Origin of the sequence: Pontibacter cellulosilyticus, from assembly GCF_014306105.1 — a bacterium.
GTDB lineage: Bacteria > Bacteroidota > Bacteroidia > Cytophagales > Hymenobacteraceae > Pontibacter > Pontibacter cellulosilyticus.
Window position 1 is genome coordinate 313,532 of the sequence record NZ_JACRVF010000003.1, and the last position, 19,753, is coordinate 333,284.

Genomic DNA, 19,753 nt, shown 5'->3' on the forward strand with positions numbered 1-19,753 from the left:
GCACTCTTTCAAAAAAAATCGGTAGCAAGCTTTGCAGCCCCTACCGATCTGTGCTATAAATAAACCCGGGCTTGCTTAGTTGTTCAGCGCCTCCCAGATCATATCTTTCAGTTGTGTAATATTCTTTCCTGTTATACTTGAAATGAAAACAGTTGGCAACTCTTCGGGCAGCGTCTTTCGCATCTCTTCTTCAAGTTCCTCGTCCAGCATATCGGATTTGGTTACGGCAAGTAAACGCTTTTTATCGAGCAGCTCCGGATTGTATGTTTCCAGTTCGTTTAACAGTACTTTGTATTCTTCGGCTATATCGGCACTATCACAAGAAACCATAAACAGCAGCATGGAGTTCCGTTCGATGTGCCGCAGAAAGCGTAGCCCAAGGCCTCTTCCTTCAGATGCACCCTCTATGATACCCGGAATATCCGCCATTACAAAAGAACGGTAATCGCGGTAGGCTACCACCCCTAGGTTAGGCTCTAACGTTGTAAAGGCGTAATTCGCAATTTTAGGCTTTGCCGCCGATACCACTGAAAGCAACGTAGACTTGCCCGCATTCGGGAAACCCACCAGACCTACATCAGCCAACAGTTTCAGCTCCAGGATCACCCACTCCTCAATACCCGGCTCGCCTGGCTGGGCATAGCGCGGTGTCTGGTTTGTAGCAGATTTATAGTGTGCGTTCCCCTGGCCGCCGCGGCCACCTGGGGTAAGTATGATTTCCTGGCCGTCTTCTGTGATCTCGCACATTAACTCCCCGGTTTCGGCGTTTCTGGCTATGGTGCCTAATGGTACCTCCAGCACCTCGTCGTGGCCTTGTGCCCCTGTTGAGTGGCTTGGCCCTCCGTTCTGGCCGTTTTCCGCAATTATATGCTTGCGATACTGCAGGTGCAGTAGCGTCCAGAGTTGGGAGTTACCCCGAAGTATGATATGCCCACCACGGCCTCCGTCGCCCCCATCGGGGCCACCTTTTGCCGTCTGCTTGTCGCGGTGCAGGTGCGCTGAGCCGCCGCCACCGTGACCAGATCGTGAACAGACCTTAACGTAATCTATAAAGTTGCTTTGAGCCAATTGGGGTAAGCGTAAGTATGCTTATTTCTTCTCTTCTTGTTTTTCTTTCAGGCTATCGATCTGCTTGCACAGCGCCTGGAAAATCTCTTCTATCTCACCGATACCGTCTACTGCACAGAATTTACCCTGGCCGGCATAATAGTCTGCCACAGGTCGGGTCTTAGTGTTGTACTCCTCCACACGCTTACGGATCAGCTCTTCGTTTTGATCGTCAGGGCGACCTGAAGTTTGGCCACGAAGCAACAGGCGTTTTGTCAGCTCTTCATCATCCACTTTCAGGGCGATCATGCACGAAATCTCAGTGCCATTGTCCTGCAGCAGTTTGTCAAGGCCCTGCGCCTGAGGTACCGTTCTCGGGAAACCGTCGAAAATAAAGCCGGCAGCATGGCGATGCTCCTTTACTTTGTTCTCGATCATTCCGATCACTACCTCGTCCGGCACTAGTATACCATTATCCATCAGCTTTTTAGCTTCCAGACCAAGGGCGGTACCGGCTGCAATCTCAGAGCGAAGCAAATCGCCTGTAGAAAGGTGTATCAGGTTGTATTTATCTATTAGTTTCTGACTCTGGGTACCTTTACCGGCTCCTGGAGGACCAAACAATACGATGTTAAGCATATCTTCTAGCTAAATAAAAGACAAAGGTAAGTATAAAAATGTTGTAAGTCTATTTTTGATGATGGCAAAGCCCTCGTTTCTAAAGCCCTGCTAACGTTGTATGCCCCTAAAAGGGTTACGACACAATCTTATAAATATCACGCAGATTGCGGCCAAGTCCATTGTAATCCAGCCCATACCCTACCACAAAATCATTTGGAATAGAGATAGCAGAATACTTTATATCCAGTGGATGCTGCAGGCAGTCAGGTTTTATAAGCAACGTAGCTACCTCCACCGAAGCCGGCTGGCGGTCCTGTAACTGGCCAAGCAGGTTATGCACGGTGTGGCCTGTATCTACAATATCCTCCAGCACAACTACATGCCTGTGCTCCAGATTCTCTGTTAGTCCCAGCACCTCTTTAACGTTTCCTGTGCTGGTCGTGTCCTGGTAAGAAGACAAGCGGATAAAAGACACCTCGCAAGGTATACTTACACGCTTTAATAGATCCGCGGCAAACATAAAAGAGCCATTTAAAACGGCTAAGAACAACGGCTGCTTGTTTGCATAATCCTGATCCAACTGCTCTGCCAGTATAGTGATGCGGGCAATAATCTCCTCTTCACATATGTAGGATTTGAATTCACAATCGTGCAGCTGTATAGTTCTCGGGTTCATGGGCAAAAGTTTTGTACCTGAACAAAGGTAAGTATAAATAAAAAATAAGCCCAACTTAAGAGCTGGGCTTATGTAATTTATAAGAAATATCAGTTTCTATTTCTGAGCAATGTGACTAAGCACCACTGTATTATCGTAATTAATTTGAGCATTTCCGGTTTCCGGAGAAAGCTTTTCGTCTTCGATATTGATTACATCCAGGTCAATAGGCGCTTCTGGAATGGCAGGCTCCCGTTCAAGGGCAATGTGCGGTGCAATTACCAAAGACACGATAGACATCAACTTGATCAGGATGTTCATACTTGGGCCTGAAGTATCTTTGAACGGATCACCAACGGTATCACCGGTTACAGATGCTTTATGCGGCTCAGAGCCTTTATACTCCATCACACCGTTGATCATCACACCTTTCTCGAAAGATTTTTTAGCGTTGTCCCAGGCGCCACCGGCGTTAGACTGGAACATGGCCATTAGCACACCAGATACAGTTACACCAGCCAGTAGGCCACCTAGAACTTCGGCAGACGAGGTGTCGGGGAACACTCCTTTAAGGCCAAAGCCTACTACAAGTGGAACGATCAGAGCAATAGCACCTGGCAACATCATTTCGCGGATAGCTGCTTTTGTAGAGATAGCCACGCACTTTTCATACTCCGGCTGGCCTGTGCCCTCCATAATGCCCGGAATCTCGCGAAACTGACGACGTACCTCGTGCACCATTGCCATGGCAGCTCTACCTACCGCCGAGATAGCCAAGGCAGAGAAGATGAACGGAATCATGGCACCAATAAACAAGCCAGCCAAAACAGGGGCTTTGTACAAGTCGATAGTCGGGATACCGGCTATACCTACGAAAGCGGCAAAAAGTGCAAGGGAAGTAAGAGCAGCAGAGGCGATAGCAAAGCCTTTACCAGTGGCCGCTGTGGTGTTACCCACGGCATCCAGAATATCGGTACGGCCGCGTACCTCTTTTGGTAATTCACTCATTTCGGCGATACCACCAGCGTTATCTGCAATTGGTCCGAAAGCGTCGATTGCCAGCTGCATCGCTGTGGTGGCCATCATACCAGCGGCTGCAATAGCAACACCGTACAAACCAGCCGCCGCATAAGATAGTACGATACCCGCTGCCAGCACTATGATCGGCATAACCGTAGAATGCATACCCACTGCCAGACCGGCAATGATGTTAGTCGCATGGCCTGTTGATGACTGCTGCACAATGGAGTTAACTGGCTTTTTGCCCATAGCTGTGTAGTACTCTGTAATAATACTCATTAGAGCGCCTACTACTAAGCCTACAATTACCGCCATAAATACACCGTCGTTTGTAAACTCAAAATTACGGAGTATCAGGTTTTCAGGGAGCAGCCACTGTATTATAAAGTAAGAAGCAACCGCTGTAAGTATAACTGAGATCCAGTTGCCACGGTTAAGGGCCGCCTGTACATCACCACCCTCACTTACACGCACAAATAGCATTCCGATAAGCGAGAAAACAATGCCTAGGCCAGCCGTTAGCATCGGAAGTATAATCGGAGAAAGTCCGCCAAAGTCATCTATTGCCTCCACTTCACGGCCAAGCACCATCGTTGCCAGAATAGTTGCTACATAAGAGCCAAATAAGTCGGCACCCATACCAGCCACGTCACCTACGTTATCACCTACGTTATCGGCAATAGTGGCAGGGTTGCGAGGGTCGTCTTCCGGAATTCCGGCTTCTACTTTACCTACCAGGTCAGCGCCTACGTCGGCAGCTTTTGTGTAGATACCGCCACCAACGCGCGCAAATAGGGCTATACTTTCAGCACCCAACGAGAAACCGGTAAGCACCTCCAGGGCAATTTCCATCTCCACGCCTTTTACATCGCCACCAACACTGAGCACAAACATATAGTAGAAAAGTATGAACAGAGAGCCAAGGCCAAGCACTGCCAGACCAGCCACACCCATACCCATTACCGACCCACCGGCAAACGAAACATTCAGCGCTTTGGAAAGGCTGGTACGCGCAGCCTCTGCGGTGCGCACGTTGGCCTTAGTGGCAATGCGCATCCCAATAAAGCCTGCTGTAGCCGAGAAAACTGCACCAACTATGAAAGCACCCACAATAAGCGGATGAGATTTTTCTCCGGTAAAGCCAAGGTAGGCGAGAAATACAGAAGCGATTATTACGAAATAAGCGAGTACTTTATACTCTGCTTTTAAGAAAGCCATGGCGCCGTCGGCGATGTGGCGTGCAATGCTGCTCATGCGCTCGTTGCCAGCTGGCTGCTTTGCAACCCACGCAGACCTTATCCAGGTGTAGAGTAAGGCTGCAAGTCCCAATGCAGGAATTGCGTAAAGAATAGGTTCCATTCAGTTATTTTAAGGTTAGAGAATATAGGTATATAACAATTAAAGAAAGGAGTTTGTATAGACATTTCCAAATATTATATGCCTTTCGTGAGCGAAATAACGGAATAGGAAGCAATTGCAAGCTAACTACTTAAGCATCTTCTACATCAACTACCGGAGCAGGAGCTCTAAAAATGACAAAGGCCAGTCCCTTTCAGGACCGGCCTTTGCTGCAGGCAAATATACTTCTACAGTTTCTGCATTAGCACCTCATAAAGCGCTACCATACTTTCAATGTCTTTCTTGTGTACGATCTCATCAGGCGTGTGCACATTATCTTCCGGCGCACCAATAAAACACCAGTCCCAAGGGTAGGCGCTGTGCTGCAACTCTTTCGCATCGCTGCCTCCTGCTCCTTCTACCTCCAACTGGAAAGGTATGCCAGACTCTTTTGCTATACTTATGATTTTCTGCACGTAAGATCGTCTTGGGATGAGGCTGTCACGCATCGAGATTACCACACCTTTGCCGGGATGCACGCCTTCCGTAACCCAAGTAATATCAGACACAATGCCTTGTTTTACGCCATAGTTCTCGTAGATATACTTTGCCAGGTAGGCTACAGAACCTCCGCCGTGTTCTTCCCAGCAGCTAAAGGCGATAATTCCGTTCTCAAGCGTCTCGGCCACCTTCAAAGCACTCCATATACCCAAACGGTTATCCATGTAGCAGCTTTGTACGGTTTCTTCTGTCTCCCTGAAATCACACTTAAATACCAGTTCTGTACCGCGCTCAATCTCCCGGTGGTATTCGTAATGCATGTCACCGCCTTCCTCGTTTACATCAAGAGTGCACTCTATTTTGCCCTGGCTGTCTTCGCCTACAAGCTTGTAGCCCGGTTCTATACTTGGGCCGCCGATTTTAACCAATTGTTTGCCATAGCGCACTGTAAAGCCGATAGAATCCATGTGTGCGAAGATGGCTGTTCTGGGCTCTCCGAATATAAGCAAAATACAATCCTGAAAGCTTTCGCCAGATATTACAGTTGGCTGCACTTTCCATTGAACTTTATGCTTATCGATGTAGTTTAGCAGAAATTCTGAAAGGTCTTTTTCGTTACCTGAAGGAGCATGTATTTTGCAAAGCTGTTCTAAAAGTCTCATAAGTTATTTCCCTTTATGGAATTCAAATTTAATATTATTGTTGTACTTTTAGAACCTGCAGCAGAATACAGTAGGAATAGCATAGCAGCACCGAAAAATCATACTTAATACATGAAGAAGTTATTATTTACAATCTTCGCGCTTAGTTCATCATTGCTTGCACTCGCCCAGTCGCCGCCTACCGACACCACGGCCATGCGCCATGTTACTATTGGATCTATTGAGGTAATACCGGAGGCGACTAGGGTTAAAGGCATGCTGCTGCTGAACAAGGATGTGCAGTATGAGTTGGAAGGTGCTGTAGACAATATGTACAACTTTAAGTATGAGATTGCTGAAAAGCAGTTTAAGTCTATTCGCCGCCGCTACCCTGAGCACCCGCTGCCATACTTTCTGCTTGGCCTGAGCCAGTGGTGGAAGATTGTACCTACTAACATACAAACCTTAAAATACGATGACCTTTTCTTCGCTTACATGGACACGGCCATTTACAAGGCCGAGGAAATGTATGAGCAGGACGAGAAAGATTTTGAAGCTTCTTTTTTCTTAGCAGCAGCTTACGGTTTCACGGCTCGCTTGCACTCAGAACGCAGCAACTGGCGCAAAGCAACAGTAGCAAGTAAACGCTCTTTGGAGTATATGGAGCGCGCCAAAGCCGGCAACGGACTTAGCCCCGAGTTTTTGTTTGGTGAGGCACTATTCAATTACTACGCTGTCTGGATACACGACGAATACCCGATGCTACGCCCTGTACTGGCCTTCTTCCCGAACGGAGATAAAAGGCTCGGTATAAAACAGTTGCGCTATGTGGCTAATACCGGATTTTATACAGGAACAGAATCTAAGAACTTCCTAATGAAGATTTACGCTAACGAAGAAGGTAACTTAAACGAGGCACTTAAAATTTCACAGGACCTAGCTCTGAAATATCCTGATAACGCTTATTTTCAACGATTCTACGCACGCCTGCTGTTTGTACAGGGCCATTTTACTAGGGCAGAACGCATCTCGGAAGATATTCTTGGTAAACTTGCCCAAAACATGCCTGGCTACGAAGCTGTAAGTGGCCGCTATGCCTCTTATATCTTGGCTTACATTAACCAGAATAAGTACCGCGACTTCGAGAAGGCGAAAAAGTATTACCAGGACGCTATCATGTATGCTGAGATGAGCAATGAGCGTGAGTCTGGTTACTTTGTAAATTCTTACCTAAACCTGGCAAGAATTGCTGACCAGCAAAACGACAAAGTAACAGCAAAACGGTACTATACGATTGTATTGCAGCAGTCCACGGATAAAAAGTCTGCCAACTACAAAGAGGCAAAAGAATACCTTAAAAACAATAAAAAGGCAGGTAAGACAACAAGGAAGTCTAAGTAAAGAGACGCAGAAACGACTGCTTGTGTGCAGCTAAGCTATACTTCTGTGCAACCCAGGCATTACCAACCGCTCCCATTTCTCTTCTCAGTGAGGGATTAAGAAGCAACTGCTCCAGGCATTTGTACCACTCCTGCTCGGTTGCACAAGTATAACCTGCCTCTCCGTTTGGCACTGCTTCTGTATTTGCCCCTACAGCAGAAACTACGGCCGGAATGCCTAGCGCCATATACTGCAGCGCTTTAAACGCACATTTCCCTTTGGCCCACTCCGTATCGGGCAAAGGCATCACACCGATATTGAACTGCAATAGGTCTTGGATCTCGGTTTCAGCGTGCCAGGGCACAAACCTGAGAGAGCGGATATGAAGGTTTGGAGCTTTGTCGGCTATCACTACAAACTCGAAACTATACTGTTGCTCCAACTCCTGTAGCACAGGCTCTATGATCTTTAAGTAGGGCAATGTAGAGTGTGAGCCGGTCCAGCCAATTACCACCTTATTCGTTTCCTGGTCTTTAATGCGGTTATACTTTTTAAGATCAACTGTGGTGGGCAAGTATACTACATGTGGATTGTACTGGGCTGCATAGCTTTTTAAGAAGCTGTTACCGACACTTACTCTATAGCTCCAGGCGCATATTTTGGAAGTTTTGCTGAGTTGCTTATACTTTGCTGCCGTCCTATTCTCATCCGAAGTATTTTCCAGCCAAATAGCGTCATCAAAATCAAAAATCAGCCTCTGTTTAAACACTTTGGCAGCTAACCATTCCCACCACGGCGGACCAACAGGAGTAGCTTCACGATGCACAAAGACATAGTCATACTTTAAGATCTGCGCCAGTAATGCCATTCTACTCAAAAAACTATTCAAAGTCCCGGCTATCTTTTGGAGCGTATGCCCCTGCTGGTAAAGTATAGTATAAGTTGCCTTATCCCAAAAAGGCGCAACTTTATACTTTATACCCTGGTCCTGCAGCAATGGCAGAAACTGCTCTACCCTGAACCTCTGAGAAGCAGCCTTACCAACAGGATACGGAACTACAAATAGCACATTCATACTTTCGCCTCCCCACCTGATGCTCCAAAGAAATATTCGTAGGCCTCCCGCAGCTTTTCAGGCGATCTATACTTGTGTGCTAACTTTGGAATCTCCTGTCGGTGCTTTGGATCTTTGATGATTTCTAATATTTGCAGAATTGCCTCTTCTACGCTTCTCTCCCGCTGCAAATTAAACAGCGCCCCTCCTCCTTCCTGTTTTATGATATCGCTGTCATCTCCAACACCTTCAGTTAGCAGCACCGGCAAACCGTTTGCCCAGTATTCACCAATTTTGACAGGCGAAAGTGCTTTTTTTGAAGGACCAGCTTTATAAGTTGCAAAAGCAAAGTCAGCGGCAGACAAGTATGAAGGAACTTCGCTGTGGGGCACCTGCCTCACCAATACATGTGCTCGGTTTATACTTGCAGCATCGAGCATGGCATATACCTCCAGCTCAGGCTGGGGTGTAAGTATAACCAGTCTAAAATTGCTAATCAGTTTAAAGCATGATTTATAGATACTGAAAGCTTCTTCTTCTAAGTACAACCCACCATACTTGCCCACATAGATGCCTACTACTTCATATCGCCAACCCAACTCAGTCCTTAAGCTATCTCTGCTGGATGAGTTAAAGCTGAAGATGTTTGCCTGGACAGAACAAGGCACAGTGAATACTTTGTCAGCTCGCACTCCATCAGCAATTATTTTTTGGGAATAGTTTTCTGTAACGGGCATTAAGCCAGCAGCAGTTAATTGCTTTTTCTCCCACTTTTTCTGAAAAATATATTTAAGGCCATACCTGCTCCACACCCCTGACTCTAGCATATAGTCTGCGTGTGGCTCAAACAAACTTACAAAAAAGGGTATTTTACTCTCTTCCCAGACTTTGTAAGCTATAGCTCCGGCAGGTGCGCCATGTGCAACTATAACATCTATTCCATTATTCTTGATTATTTTGCTTACCTCAGAGGCAGAGCGAGTAAAGTGAATAGCTTGGTTAATTAACTTGAATGGAGTTGTATTAGAAAATGTTCTTGGTAGCCACTTTACTTTACTATTCCTTAAAATCTGAGGCTGCAAACTTGTTAAGTTGATAGTTGGACTACTTTCTTCATTAGTCAGTAATACGATGCTACTTACCTTTCTTAGCTCTACTAACACCTCCAGGTGTGGCAACAGCGTAGATACTGTCAGCACATCATTAACTTTCCAGCCACATATTAATAGAATATTCATGTTATGCTAGCTTAGGTATAACCTGTAAAGCTTGTTAAGCTGTTCTAAGTATCGACTGCGCGTATATTTCAAGGCTCTTTCCCTTGCTCTCTCACTTAATTTTTGGCCAAGTATAGGAGATTGTAACAGTTCAAGTGTTTTTGCCGCGCAGTCTGATGGCGAAGCCAAGTCAAAGAAAAGCGCTGCGTCTCCTGCTACTTCTCTGTGAGCCTCAATATCGGAAAGCAAGCATGGGAGCCCAACAGCCATTGCCTCAACAGCAGCAATACCAAATCCCTCATAAGTAGAAGCAAGTATAAACCCATCATAGTTACGCAGTATCTTGTAAGGTTGGGTTTCAAGTCCCCTAAGCACCACATTCTCTAACTCATGTGCTTTCAGTTCTTCTTTGATCTGCTCTAGGCAAGGGCCATCTCCTACAATGTCTAAATAAACCGGATAGTCTTTTAAAAGACTGAATACCTTCAGTAAGTAACTATAATTTTTGGATGCTTTCAGAGTTCCTACTGCAACCAGATGTAGAGAGTCGCTGGTGTAATTTTCTTTTTTATACTGATGTTCATAAAAGATGTCGCCTGCAAAGTTCAAGATTACGGAGCTACTCCCTTTCACACTCACATATCTGTTATAATCACTTTTTACTGCCTCCGATATAAAAACAGGATGGTGACTCTTAGAATATGTAAGCCTCTCTAGATATAGGCTAAGCCTGTTTAACTGAAAAGCATCAGCACTTAATGGACTGTGAACAGTAAACAGCAGCGGAACGTTGTTTGGTTTTGCCAGCCTTGACACAACTGTAGGCCAGTAATGGTGCGCATGAATTAAGTTTACCCCCTCATTTCTAATAATTTTACGGAGCCTGAGGATGCATGTAGCAATGTTACGCTTAACTTTATAGTCAAGAAAGTAAATTTTATCTGCCACAACTTGCGAAAGCAATGTCGCTGGAGGCCGCATATACACAACCACGTGCCGGTATTCTGCTGTAAAGCCTTTTAAGGATTCTACCAGCAGAACTTCTGCGCCTCCAATAACCAAAGACTCTATAACGTGAAGTATAGTTTTAGACATGCACTTGCATCAGTACTTAAAAAGAAGGTAAAATAGCTTATTAAAGTAAATATAGTAACTTTAAATGCCACAGCGCCCTACCATACTCATTATAGGCAACTTTAACAGAACAGATTACATTGACTTGTTTGCTGCCTGCAAGCAGCACTTTGACTTTTATTTTCTGGAATTCGCCTCTAAAGATGAGGTATCAAACAATTATTACCAAACTTATGGTCGGGCAATATTTTGGGGCGATTTCAAAGATGCAGATAATTTACTTGCCATAATCAACCCACACAAGGTAGTATTTTTCTTTATAGAGTCTTATTACCATGTTCTGCTTAATATGGTCTGTAAATCTAAGGGTATTCCCACTTACGTACTGGATCACGGACTTCGGGATGTAAGTATAAGCAGCAGGATTGAGAAGTATCTTATTGAGCGGAAATCTCCAGTTGCTTCTAAGAGTAGATTCAAAAAGCTTAAGCAATTCACATCGAGATTAAAGACTCGTCTCTTTTTATTACAGTCTAAAAAAAAGCTTAGCAAACCAGAAGCTACTTTTTTTAAGGCATACATGGACATCCGGAAAAACCGCACGCTGTGGGAAACTTTTAGTGAAATAAAGTCACCGTTCCGACTACCTTCTGCCTACATTGCTTTTAGCCCTAAAACTTACGAGGCCCATGCTTATCACGATCAACCAGCTGCAGATCAGTTAAGATATTTTATAGGTATTCCAACTTTTGATCATCTGGCTTATATAAAGCCAATTGTACCAAACCCGCATCAAGCCATTTTTTTTGACCAAGGGTTTGCCTGCCAGGAAATTCTTGGCTGGGACTATGCTACTTACAAGGCGTTTATAAAAGCTTTTGCCCATAATTGCCAGCAATACAACATTCACATACATGTAAAGCTACACCCTTTGCAAAATAGCAGAGATGAGAATTTGTGGACAGACTATAGCAATGTTTCTTTGATAGATGATAGACAAGTAACAAAGTTATTACCTGAGTGCAGACTTGTATTTGGGTTTAACTCTACTTACCTGCTACCAATGATGGCTCTCCAGCACATTACTGTAGTTGTTTTCGAAAACCACCCTGCAGGCAAAGTAGATGCCTTTAAATCCTTTATTGATGCAGGTGTAGCTTATCCAGTATACAACATAGAAGAATTTCAGAAAATTCTATCAAACATAACAGAAATCCACAAGCAGCAACTGCCTAACAAAGCCAGTTTCACAGCCGAGTGGATGTATAAGTTTGATGGCAAAAGTGGCGAAAGACTACGTGATATACTTTTAAGTAATACCCCATAACAAAAGAGGCCGCAAAAAATGCGGCCTCTTCTATTTTTATACTTCCTGCGGAGTTGTAGCAGGAATTTTTTCTTTAAAGTACTCTAATGTCCTCTTTAACCCCTCGGCACGGTCCACCTGAGGCTCCCATCCCAGCACCTCTTTTGCTTTAGTGATGTCTGGCTGGCGTTTCTGCGGATCGTCTTTTGGCAGCGGCTGGTACTCTACCTTCAGCTCTACGCCGGTTAGTTTGCAAATCTCTTCTGCAAACTGCTTTATCGTAATTTCCGAAGGATTACCAATGTTCACAGGCATAGGATAATCACTCAGCAGCAGGCGGTAAATTCCCTCTACCAGATCATCCACATAGCAGAAAGAGCGTGTCTGGCTGCCATCACCGAAAATGCTTAGTGGCTCGCCTCGTAATGCCTGGCTCAGGAAAGCTGGCAACACACGGCCATCATCCAGGCGCATGCGTGGGCCATACGTGTTAAAGATGCGCACAATGCGAGTTTCTAACCCGTGGTGCATGTGGTAAGCCATTGTCATCGCTTCTTGGAAACGCTTCGCCTCATCATAGCAGCCACGTGGGCCTACAGGATTCACATTACCCCAATAATCCTCGGTCTGCGGATGTACCAGCGGGTCACCGTATACTTCGGAAGTAGAAGCAATCAGCATCCGTGCGCCTTTTGCCTTGGCTAAACCTAAAAGGTTATGAGTACCCAAAGATCCAACTTTTAGTGTCTGGATCGGAATTTTCAGGTAATCTATCGGACTGGCTGGCGATGCGAAGTGCAGTATGTAATCCAGCTCACCCGGTACATGCACAAACTTAGATACGTCGTGGTGATAAAATTCGAAATTCTCCAGTTTAAACAGGTGCTCGATATTCTCAAGATTACCTGTAATAAGGTTATCCATGGCGATAACATAGTACCCTTCATTTATAAATCTATCGCACAAATGAGAACCCAAGAAGCCAGCTCCACCTGTGATCAGTACTCTTTTCTTTGTCATCTATACTACCGCTTTTTCCTGCTGTACATTCTGTTTCACGCCGATGCCGTAGTAGGCAAAGCCTTTCTCGGCCATCTCTGCCGCGTCGTAGATGTTCCTGCCGTCGAAGACCACCTTCTCCTTCATCAGCTTGCTCACCACCGTGAAGTTGGGGGAGCGGAACTCGGGCCACTCGGTCACCAGCAGCAGCGCGTCGGCGTCTATCAGGGCCTCGTACTCGTCCTTGCCGTACTCGATCGTGTCGCCGAGCGTGTGCTCAGCCTCCTTCATGGCCACCGGGTCGTAGGCCCTCACCTTGGCCCCCTGCGCCAGCAGCTTCTCGATGATCACCAGCGAGGGCGCCTCGCGCATGTCGTCCGTCTTTGGCTTAAACGAGAGCCCCCACAGGGCAAAGGTCCTGCCGGCCACGTCGCCCGAGAAGTGGGCCATGATCTTGTTGAAGAGCACCTCCTTCTGCTTCTCGTTCACCGACTCCACCGACTTGAGCACCTGCATCTGGTAGCCGTTCTCCTCGGCCGTCTTGATCAGGGCCTTCACGTCCTTGGGAAAGCACGAGCCGCCGTAGCCGATGCCCGGGTAGATGAACTTGTTGCCGATCCTGGCGTCCGAGCCGATGCCCTTGCGCACCATGTTCACGTCAGCGCCCATGATCTCGCACAGGTTGGCGATGTCGTTCATGAAGCTGATCTTGGTGGCCAGCATGGCGTTGGCCGCGTACTTGGTCATCTCTGCGGACGGGATGTCCATGAAGATAAGCGGGTGCCCGCTCATCAAAAACGGCTTGTAGAGCTTGCGCATCACCTTCTCGGCGCGCTCACTTGCCACGCCCACCACAATGCGGTCCGGCTTCAAAAAGTCCTCGATGGCGGCGCCCTCTTTGAGGAACTCCGGGTTGGAGGCCACGTCGAAGGGGATGTCCACGCCGCGGGCAGCCAATTCCTCCTCGATCGCTGTGCGCACCTTCTGCGCAGTGCCCACCGGCACGGTGCTCTTGGTCACCACCACCATGTAGTCGGTCATGTGCTGGCCGATGGCGCGGGCCACCGCCAGCACGTGCTTGAGGTCGGCCGAGCCGTCCTCGCCCGGGGGCGTGCCCACGGCGATGAAGGCGGCCTCGCAGCCGCAGCCCTGGATCGAGGAGGCCAGGTCGTTGGAGAACGTCAGGCGCTCTTTCTGAGCGTTGCGCTGAACCATCTCCTCCAGGCCCGGCTCGTAGATCGGCAGCACACCCTTCTTCAGGTTCTCTATCTTCTTTATGTCAATGTCAATGCAGGTAACGTCTATCCCGACCTCGGCAAAGCAGGTGCCTGTCACCAGGCCCACGTATCCCGTGCCAACTACAGCTATTCTCATAGGTAAAAGTTTTCGTTAAGATTACAAATTTAACCTTTATAATAATATTATTTTATTTATCGCTAATTATCAAAATCTACGCCATATACTTTTGCCACCAGTACTGAAACACCAACAGGCTCCAAAGTTTTGTTTGATGTGTCCCTGCCTGCTTTTGTGTTATACTGTTTCGCAGCAGCTTTACTTCTTCGCTGTTAAATATCCCTTGTGCTTTTATTAAATTGTCAGATAAAAGCTCTTGTACGAGTTCCTGCCCTTTTGTCGCTAAAAATTCCTGCAGCGGCACCTCAAAGCCTTTCTTCCGCCTTATCAACAGCTCGTGCGGCAGCATCTCCTTAAAGGCATCTACTAAAATCCGCTTCTGTCCTGCCTTATTAATTTTGGAACTGGCTGGTAACGAAAAAGCAAATTTCACCAGTCTGTGGTCTAAGTATGGACTGCGAATTTCAAGTCCATTAGCCATTCCCATCAAGTCTATTTTAGGCAACATGTCATTGGCTAGCACCAGCTGCCAATCGGCACACAATACGTTGTTCAGGTCGTGGTGGTTTTTGTTCAGGCAATCTAGTAAACGGCTTTTGCGGGCAAAGTATAACCTGTTGGATGCAGCAGCGCGAAGGTTCGGCTCCAGCAACTGCATAGCTTCGTTTTCGTGCTGCCAAGTAGCCCAGTGCCAATACCGCTCCTGCGGAGAAAGCCTTGTGCCTTCTGCAAAACGATGTAGTTGTCTTACCTTATTTGACACAAAAGAGTTTCTAGATTTTGGCAGAAGTTTCCATAAATATTCAAGTTGACTCACGGCTGTAGCTCCTACACCACCTTTTAGCATTCTAAATTCTGCCAGGTGCTTGTTGTACCCTCCGAAAAGCTCATCGGCTCCATCCCCTGATAAAAAGACTTTGAATGATTGACCTACATGGCGGCTTAGTGCATATACGGCCAGTGCCGAGGAATCTGCAAATGGCTCGCTTATACTTCCCAGCATCCCAAATAGGTTATCATACAGGTCGTTTGCTGTTAACAGCACCTCAGTATGCCTCGTGTTATACTTTTTAGCTACCAGGCGTGCATAAGCTGTTTCGTCGAAGAACGGGTGATCTGGAAAACCAACAGAAAACGTTTGCAAGCCAGGTACCTGCTCCGATGCTATTGCTGTTACAATAGAAGAGTCAATCCCCCCGCTTAGGAATGCTCCTACAGGCACATCTGACACCAACCTGTCAGCTACTGCTTTATAAAGTAACTGCTTTAGCTTTACCTGCTGCTGATTGTAAGGCAGTTGGTTCTGAGAAGCTTTAACAGCATCGTAAGGTAAGCGATACCAGACAGATGTCACCACTCTACCATTTTTAATGTACAAAGAGTGCCCAGGCAACAGTTTCTTTACGCCTGCCAGGATACTTGCCGGTGCCGGCACGTAGGTAAGCTGCAGGTACTGATACAGCGAAGTATAATCTAATTCACGTGGAACGCCCAACGCGATCAGAGCCCCCAATTCAGACCCAAAAAGAAATTTTTCTGCGTCTTTATAGTATAAAAGCGGTTTTTCGCCAAATCTGTCTCTGGCAATAAAAAGGCTGCTGTCTGCAGCATCATAAATTGCCAACGCAAAAAAACCTCTAAGCTTTTTAAGAAATTCCTGCCCCTCTCTTAGGTAGAGCTGCAAAACCACCTCTGTATCAGATGCTGTGGTAAAATGAACGCCTTTTTCATTTAGCACCTGCTTTAGCTTTTGGTAGTTAAAGATTTCGCCATTCAAGATTATAGTATAGCGTCCGTTAGCCTCGGTAAAAGGTTGGTTAGCCAAAACCGACGGAGCTATAACGGACAGCCTAGAATGTACTAAGCCAACTTGCTTGTGCCTGAAAATCCCTTCCGCATCTGGTCCCCGATGTGCTATAGCAACAGCTGCTGCAGGCAGCAGGTCCAAGACACTGCTTCCTGTTTGGGTAAAGGCATACACTCCCGCTAATCCGCACATAGAAATAATCGTTTTTTAGTGGCTGATAAATATGTTAACCTTACTCAGGAACACTTCGGCCAAAATATATTATACAGCCAACCTTAATTTAGGTAAAATTAACAACCTGCCTTCTCAATCAAAGTATAGTTAAGTAAATACACCCTATACTTTCTATGAAACCAGAATGGTTGGATACGAAAGAGTATCCTTTTAAATCACATTACCTTCAGCTAGAGGCTGGAAAAATGCATTATATAGACGAGGGAGAAGGTACGCCTATTGTGATGATACACGGTACTCCCGCGTGGTCTTTTCTTTACCGCAACCTCATAAAAATTTTACGAAAAAAATATCGATGCATTGCTTTAGACCTTCTTGGCTTTGGACTCTCTGATAAACCCGATGACTTTAGCTATAAGCCTCGTGCCCATGCTGCCAATTTCGAGCAGCTAATGGACCACCTTGATTTGAAAAACATTACGATGCTGGTTCATGATTTTGGGGCTCCCATTGGTTTTGCATACGCAATAAAACACTCAGCCAACGTAAAACGGATTGTAATGCTTAATTCCTGGACCTGGTCCTTATCCAAACACCAGACGTTCGGGAAAACAAGCAAGTACTTGGTTGGTCCATTGGGCAAGTTCCTCCACTCTAAGCTAAACGTTTCTGCCAAAACGCTAGTGAATGAGCTTTTCGAAGAAGAGGAAAAAGTGCCAGAGCTTATTAAGGAGCATTATGTTCAGGGACTCGGCAGCCCCAACCAGCGCGTAAAGAAGCTTGCATGCGCACGTGAATTAGTGGGTGTTACAAAGTGGTATGAAGAACTCTGGAAGCAGCGAAAACAGATTCAGGATATTCCCACACTAATACTTTGGGGAGAGCGCGATAAACTGATAAAGATTGAGGCCCTACAACGCTGGAAAAAATTTTTCCACGAATGCTATGTTATCCACTTTGAAGACAGTGGCCACTTTTTAGTTGAAGACAACGCCGAAGAAGTAGCTAATTATGTAAGCAACTTTATAAAAGAAGAAGAAAAGAAACAGGAATTACTGCACCAAACCTAAACTATTTACAATACCCAATTTAATATGAAAACCAACAAATCTTATAAAGAGGCTATACTTAGAGCCTACCCTACAGAAAAAGAAAATACCCAGGACCAGGAACGCCTGCTGTCTTTAAAGCAACAAAGCAAAAACACCCTTGCCAGTCTGGATTCTGATGAAACCCCAGTTGTAGAAACACACAAGAACCTAATGAGATCGTGGCTGAACCTGCGCGGCCTGGACCAAAATTTAGCAGAGGGTAATGAACAGGATTAGCTGAATATTTAAAACAATATTGATAGTATAGCAGGCGCAAAGTATACCTCTGCGCCTGTTCATTTCCTAAAATATCTTACCCGGGTTAAGTATACCATGCGGATCAAAAAGCTGCTTTATACCTTTCATCAGGCGTAATTGAACCTCATTGAGCGCAATGCTAATGTATGGCCGTTGCACCAACCCGATGCCATGCTCCCCGGATATAGTGCCTCCCAGCGAAACGCATAGCCTGAAAATCTCTTTTATACCCTCGGGAAGTTTGTTGTTCCAGTCATCATCCGACATATTACCTTTTACGATGTTGATATGCAGGTTACCGTCGCCGGCATGCCCATAGCAAACTGATTTGAAGTTATACTTTACTCCTATCTCCTTTACACCTTTTAGCAGTTTGGGTAGTTCGGCACGCGGCACTACAGTATCCTCTTCTTTGTAAATGGAGTTGCTTTTAACCGCATGGCCCACATTGCGGCGCAAATGCCACAGGTCGGCTTTCTGCTTTTCTGTATCTGCCACCAATACTTCGCCAATATCAAAGGCATCCAGCACTTGGTACACCTGCTCTGCCTCCTGGAAAAGCACGTCCTTATCTTTCCCGTCTAACTCAATCAGCAGGTGTGCTTGTATATCCTGCGGCAGATCCACTTGTATATTCACATACTTAGCTGTCCATTCAATAGCATCGCGTTCCATAAACTCCAGCGCCGAAGGCACAATGCCTGCCATAAACATTTTATAGACAGCTTCGCAGGCTTCCTCCTCTTTCCGGAAGGGCACTAACATAACCAGGTTCTGAGGCGGATAAGGTATGAGCTTAAAAACTATTTTCGTGATAATGCCCAGTGTACCCTCACTGCCAACCATTAGCTGTGTTAGGTTATAGCCTGTGGCATTCTTCAGCACATTGGCACCCGTCCAGGTTATTTCTCCGGTAGGCATCACCACCTCCACGTTAAGTACATAATCTTTAGTAACGCCATACTTCACGGCTCTTGGTCCGCCACTGCTCTCGCTTAGGTTGCCGCCTAAAAAAGAACTGCCCCTGCTTGAGGGATCCGGAGGATAAAAGAGTCCTTTCTGGATAACGGCTTCCTGGAAAACTTGTGTAATTACCCCCGGTTCCACGGTGGCCTGCAGGTTGCGTTCATCAATTTCTACGATGCTGTTTAATCGCTCTGTTGAAAGTATAACTCCTTCATGTACAGCAAGTGCTCCGCCGCTCAAACCTGTACCAGCCCCACGAGGGGTAACCGGAATAAAATTTTGATGGCAGTACTGCATAATATGGCTTATTTCTTCAGCGTTTGCAGGTTTAAGGACTATCTCCGGTTGGTAACGCAGGTCTTCGGTTTCGTCGTGGGTGTAGCGGTACATGTTATCGGCATCGGCTGGCAGCACAACATGGTCAGGGCCAACGATAGCCGAAAGGGCTGCTACTGCATCGGGAGTTAGTTTATTAAATTTCATTTTCAAATAGAACAGCTAATCTGTAAATTAGCATAAACTTATATTTTAGTCACCCTTTTTTCATAATACGCTTTGAGGTCACTGTTTACTACTTCTGCCTTATTTATTTTTTTCCTTATTCTGGCGGTTTCTTGTCAAACCTCACAACCAACTTTTAGCAAGCGCGGCGAAGACTACCGCTCTGCCCGCGAAATTGCCGAGGCTAAAAGGCAAGAACGCAAGGCCCGCAGGCTGGCAGCCAAAAACGGCGGCAAAGCAGCCCCCCTGGCCTCAAAAGATCGCACCAGCCGCACACGCGTTTCAAACAACCTCGACCAGCAGGTGGCAACTGTCATCAAAACAGCACGCTCTTACACAGGTACACCTTACAGGTGGGGTGGCACCACCCGCGTGGGCATGGACTGCTCCGGTTTGCTATGTACATCCTTCCAAAGTATAGATGTTATACTTCCGCGCACATCTGACGAACAAAGCCGCTATGGAAATGAGGTAAGGGTGAAAGATATTAAGGAGGGTGATCTCGTTTTCTTTGGCGCAAACAAGAATAGCCGCGACATTACACATGTAGGAATGGTGACAGAAGTAATCAGTAATGACGAAATAAAATTTATACATGCCTCCACTTCTTTGGGTGTAATTGAAAATAATCTGTTTTCTGACCACTATCAGAAAATCTTCATCAAAGCAGTGAGACCACCAGTTTTCTAGGTTAACCCCCACTTTTTCTGAGTAAAGGTGTTATCTCATGTTATAACCAAAATTTAA

Annotated in this window: 17 protein-coding genes; 5 read left to right on the forward strand and 12 right to left on the reverse strand. The window is 46.1% G+C overall.

Annotated elements, in window-relative coordinates; translation table 11 throughout:
- Positions 1-75 precede the first annotated feature (75 nt).
- The 5 genes from obgE to H8S84_RS12230 form a co-directional block, all read right to left on the reverse strand.
- Positions 76-1,068: a GTPase ObgE gene (gene obgE, locus H8S84_RS12210; RefSeq protein WP_187067620.1), complete on the reverse strand. Its 993-nt coding sequence runs from the start codon at positions 1,066-1,068 to the stop codon at positions 76-78.
- Positions 1,069-1,089: 21 nt separating this feature from the next.
- A complete protein-coding gene (locus tag H8S84_RS12215) occupies positions 1,090-1,686 on the reverse strand; it encodes an adenylate kinase (protein ID WP_187067621.1) in 597 nt (198 codons plus the stop codon).
- A gap of 115 nt (positions 1,687-1,801) precedes the next feature.
- Positions 1,802-2,344 (reverse strand): hypoxanthine phosphoribosyltransferase, encoded by a 543-nt coding sequence (gene hpt / locus H8S84_RS12220; RefSeq protein WP_187067622.1) that lies wholly within the window; start codon positions 2,342-2,344, stop codon positions 1,802-1,804.
- A gap of 96 nt (positions 2,345-2,440) precedes the next feature.
- Positions 2,441-4,702, reverse strand: a complete 2,262-nt coding sequence (locus H8S84_RS12225) for a sodium-translocating pyrophosphatase (protein WP_187067623.1) — start codon at positions 4,700-4,702, stop codon at positions 2,441-2,443.
- A 227-nt stretch (positions 4,703-4,929) separates the two neighbouring features.
- Positions 4,930-5,844, reverse strand: coding sequence for a M20/M25/M40 family metallo-hydrolase (locus H8S84_RS12230; protein WP_187067624.1), 915 nt, complete (start codon positions 5,842-5,844; stop codon positions 4,930-4,932).
- Between the two features lie 111 nt (positions 5,845-5,955).
- On the opposite strand from H8S84_RS12230, the gene H8S84_RS12235 reads away from it, so the two are divergent.
- Positions 5,956-7,224 (forward strand): tetratricopeptide repeat protein, encoded by a 1,269-nt coding sequence (locus H8S84_RS12235; protein ID WP_187067625.1) that lies wholly within the window; start codon positions 5,956-5,958, stop codon positions 7,222-7,224.
- Here the strand turns inward: H8S84_RS12235 and H8S84_RS12240 are convergent.
- Genes H8S84_RS12240 through H8S84_RS12250 form a run of 3 tightly spaced genes read right to left on the reverse strand, consistent with a single transcriptional unit; the run spans position 7,217 to position 10,569 of the window.
- A complete protein-coding gene (locus H8S84_RS12240; protein ID WP_187067626.1) occupies positions 7,217-8,278 on the reverse strand; it encodes a glycosyltransferase family 4 protein in 1,062 nt (353 codons plus the stop codon). The genes H8S84_RS12235 and H8S84_RS12240 overlap by 8 nt on opposite strands.
- Positions 8,275-9,495 (reverse strand): glycosyltransferase, encoded by a 1,221-nt coding sequence (locus H8S84_RS12245; RefSeq protein WP_187067627.1) that lies wholly within the window; start codon positions 9,493-9,495, stop codon positions 8,275-8,277. The genes H8S84_RS12240 and H8S84_RS12245 overlap by 4 nt, the downstream gene beginning before the upstream one ends.
- 6 nt (positions 9,496-9,501) lie before the next feature.
- Positions 9,502-10,569, reverse strand: a complete 1,068-nt coding sequence (locus tag H8S84_RS12250) for a glycosyltransferase (protein WP_187067628.1) — start codon at positions 10,567-10,569, stop codon at positions 9,502-9,504.
- Between the two features lie 64 nt (positions 10,570-10,633).
- Here H8S84_RS12250 and H8S84_RS12255 point away from each other — a divergent pair, with 64 nt between their 5' ends.
- Positions 10,634-11,875 carry a polysialyltransferase family glycosyltransferase gene (locus tag H8S84_RS12255; protein ID WP_187067629.1) on the forward strand — a complete coding sequence of 414 codons (1,242 nt, stop codon included), beginning with the start codon at positions 10,634-10,636 and terminating at the stop codon, positions 11,873-11,875.
- Positions 11,876-11,911: 36 nt separating this feature from the next.
- On the opposite strand, the gene H8S84_RS12260 is transcribed toward H8S84_RS12255, so the two are convergent.
- From H8S84_RS12260 to asnB, 3 genes are all read right to left on the reverse strand, one after another.
- Positions 11,912-12,874 carry a UDP-glucuronic acid decarboxylase family protein gene (locus H8S84_RS12260; RefSeq protein ID WP_187067630.1) on the reverse strand — a complete coding sequence of 321 codons (963 nt, stop codon included), beginning with the start codon at positions 12,872-12,874 and terminating at the stop codon, positions 11,912-11,914.
- The gene (locus tag H8S84_RS12265; protein WP_187067631.1) at positions 12,875-14,227 is read right to left on the reverse strand and encodes a UDP-glucose dehydrogenase family protein; all 1,353 of its coding nucleotides are present in this window, start codon (positions 14,225-14,227) and stop codon (positions 12,875-12,877) included.
- 76 nt (positions 14,228-14,303) lie between these two features.
- Positions 14,304-16,208 (reverse strand): asparagine synthase (glutamine-hydrolyzing), encoded by a 1,905-nt coding sequence (gene asnB, locus H8S84_RS12270; RefSeq protein WP_187067632.1) that lies wholly within the window; start codon positions 16,206-16,208, stop codon positions 14,304-14,306.
- Positions 16,209-16,363: 155 nt separating this feature from the next.
- Here asnB and H8S84_RS12275 point away from each other — a divergent pair, with 155 nt between their 5' ends.
- Complete coding sequence (locus H8S84_RS12275) at positions 16,364-17,260, forward strand: alpha/beta fold hydrolase (protein WP_187067633.1); 897 nt, start codon at positions 16,364-16,366, stop codon at positions 17,258-17,260.
- A 24-nt stretch (positions 17,261-17,284) separates the two neighbouring features.
- A complete protein-coding gene (locus H8S84_RS12280) occupies positions 17,285-17,518 on the forward strand; it encodes a hypothetical protein (protein ID WP_187067634.1) in 234 nt (77 codons plus the stop codon).
- A 66-nt stretch (positions 17,519-17,584) separates the two neighbouring features.
- On the opposite strand, the gene H8S84_RS12285 is transcribed toward H8S84_RS12280, so the two are convergent.
- Entirely contained in the window at positions 17,585-18,988 is a 1,404-nt protein-coding gene (locus tag H8S84_RS12285; RefSeq protein WP_187067635.1) for an FAD-binding oxidoreductase, read from the reverse strand.
- Between the two features lie 72 nt (positions 18,989-19,060).
- On the opposite strand from H8S84_RS12285, the gene H8S84_RS12290 reads away from it, so the two are divergent.
- The gene (locus tag H8S84_RS12290; RefSeq protein WP_230407162.1) at positions 19,061-19,696 is read left to right on the forward strand and encodes a C40 family peptidase; all 636 of its coding nucleotides are present in this window, start codon (positions 19,061-19,063) and stop codon (positions 19,694-19,696) included.
- Positions 19,697-19,753: the final 57 nt, after the last annotated feature.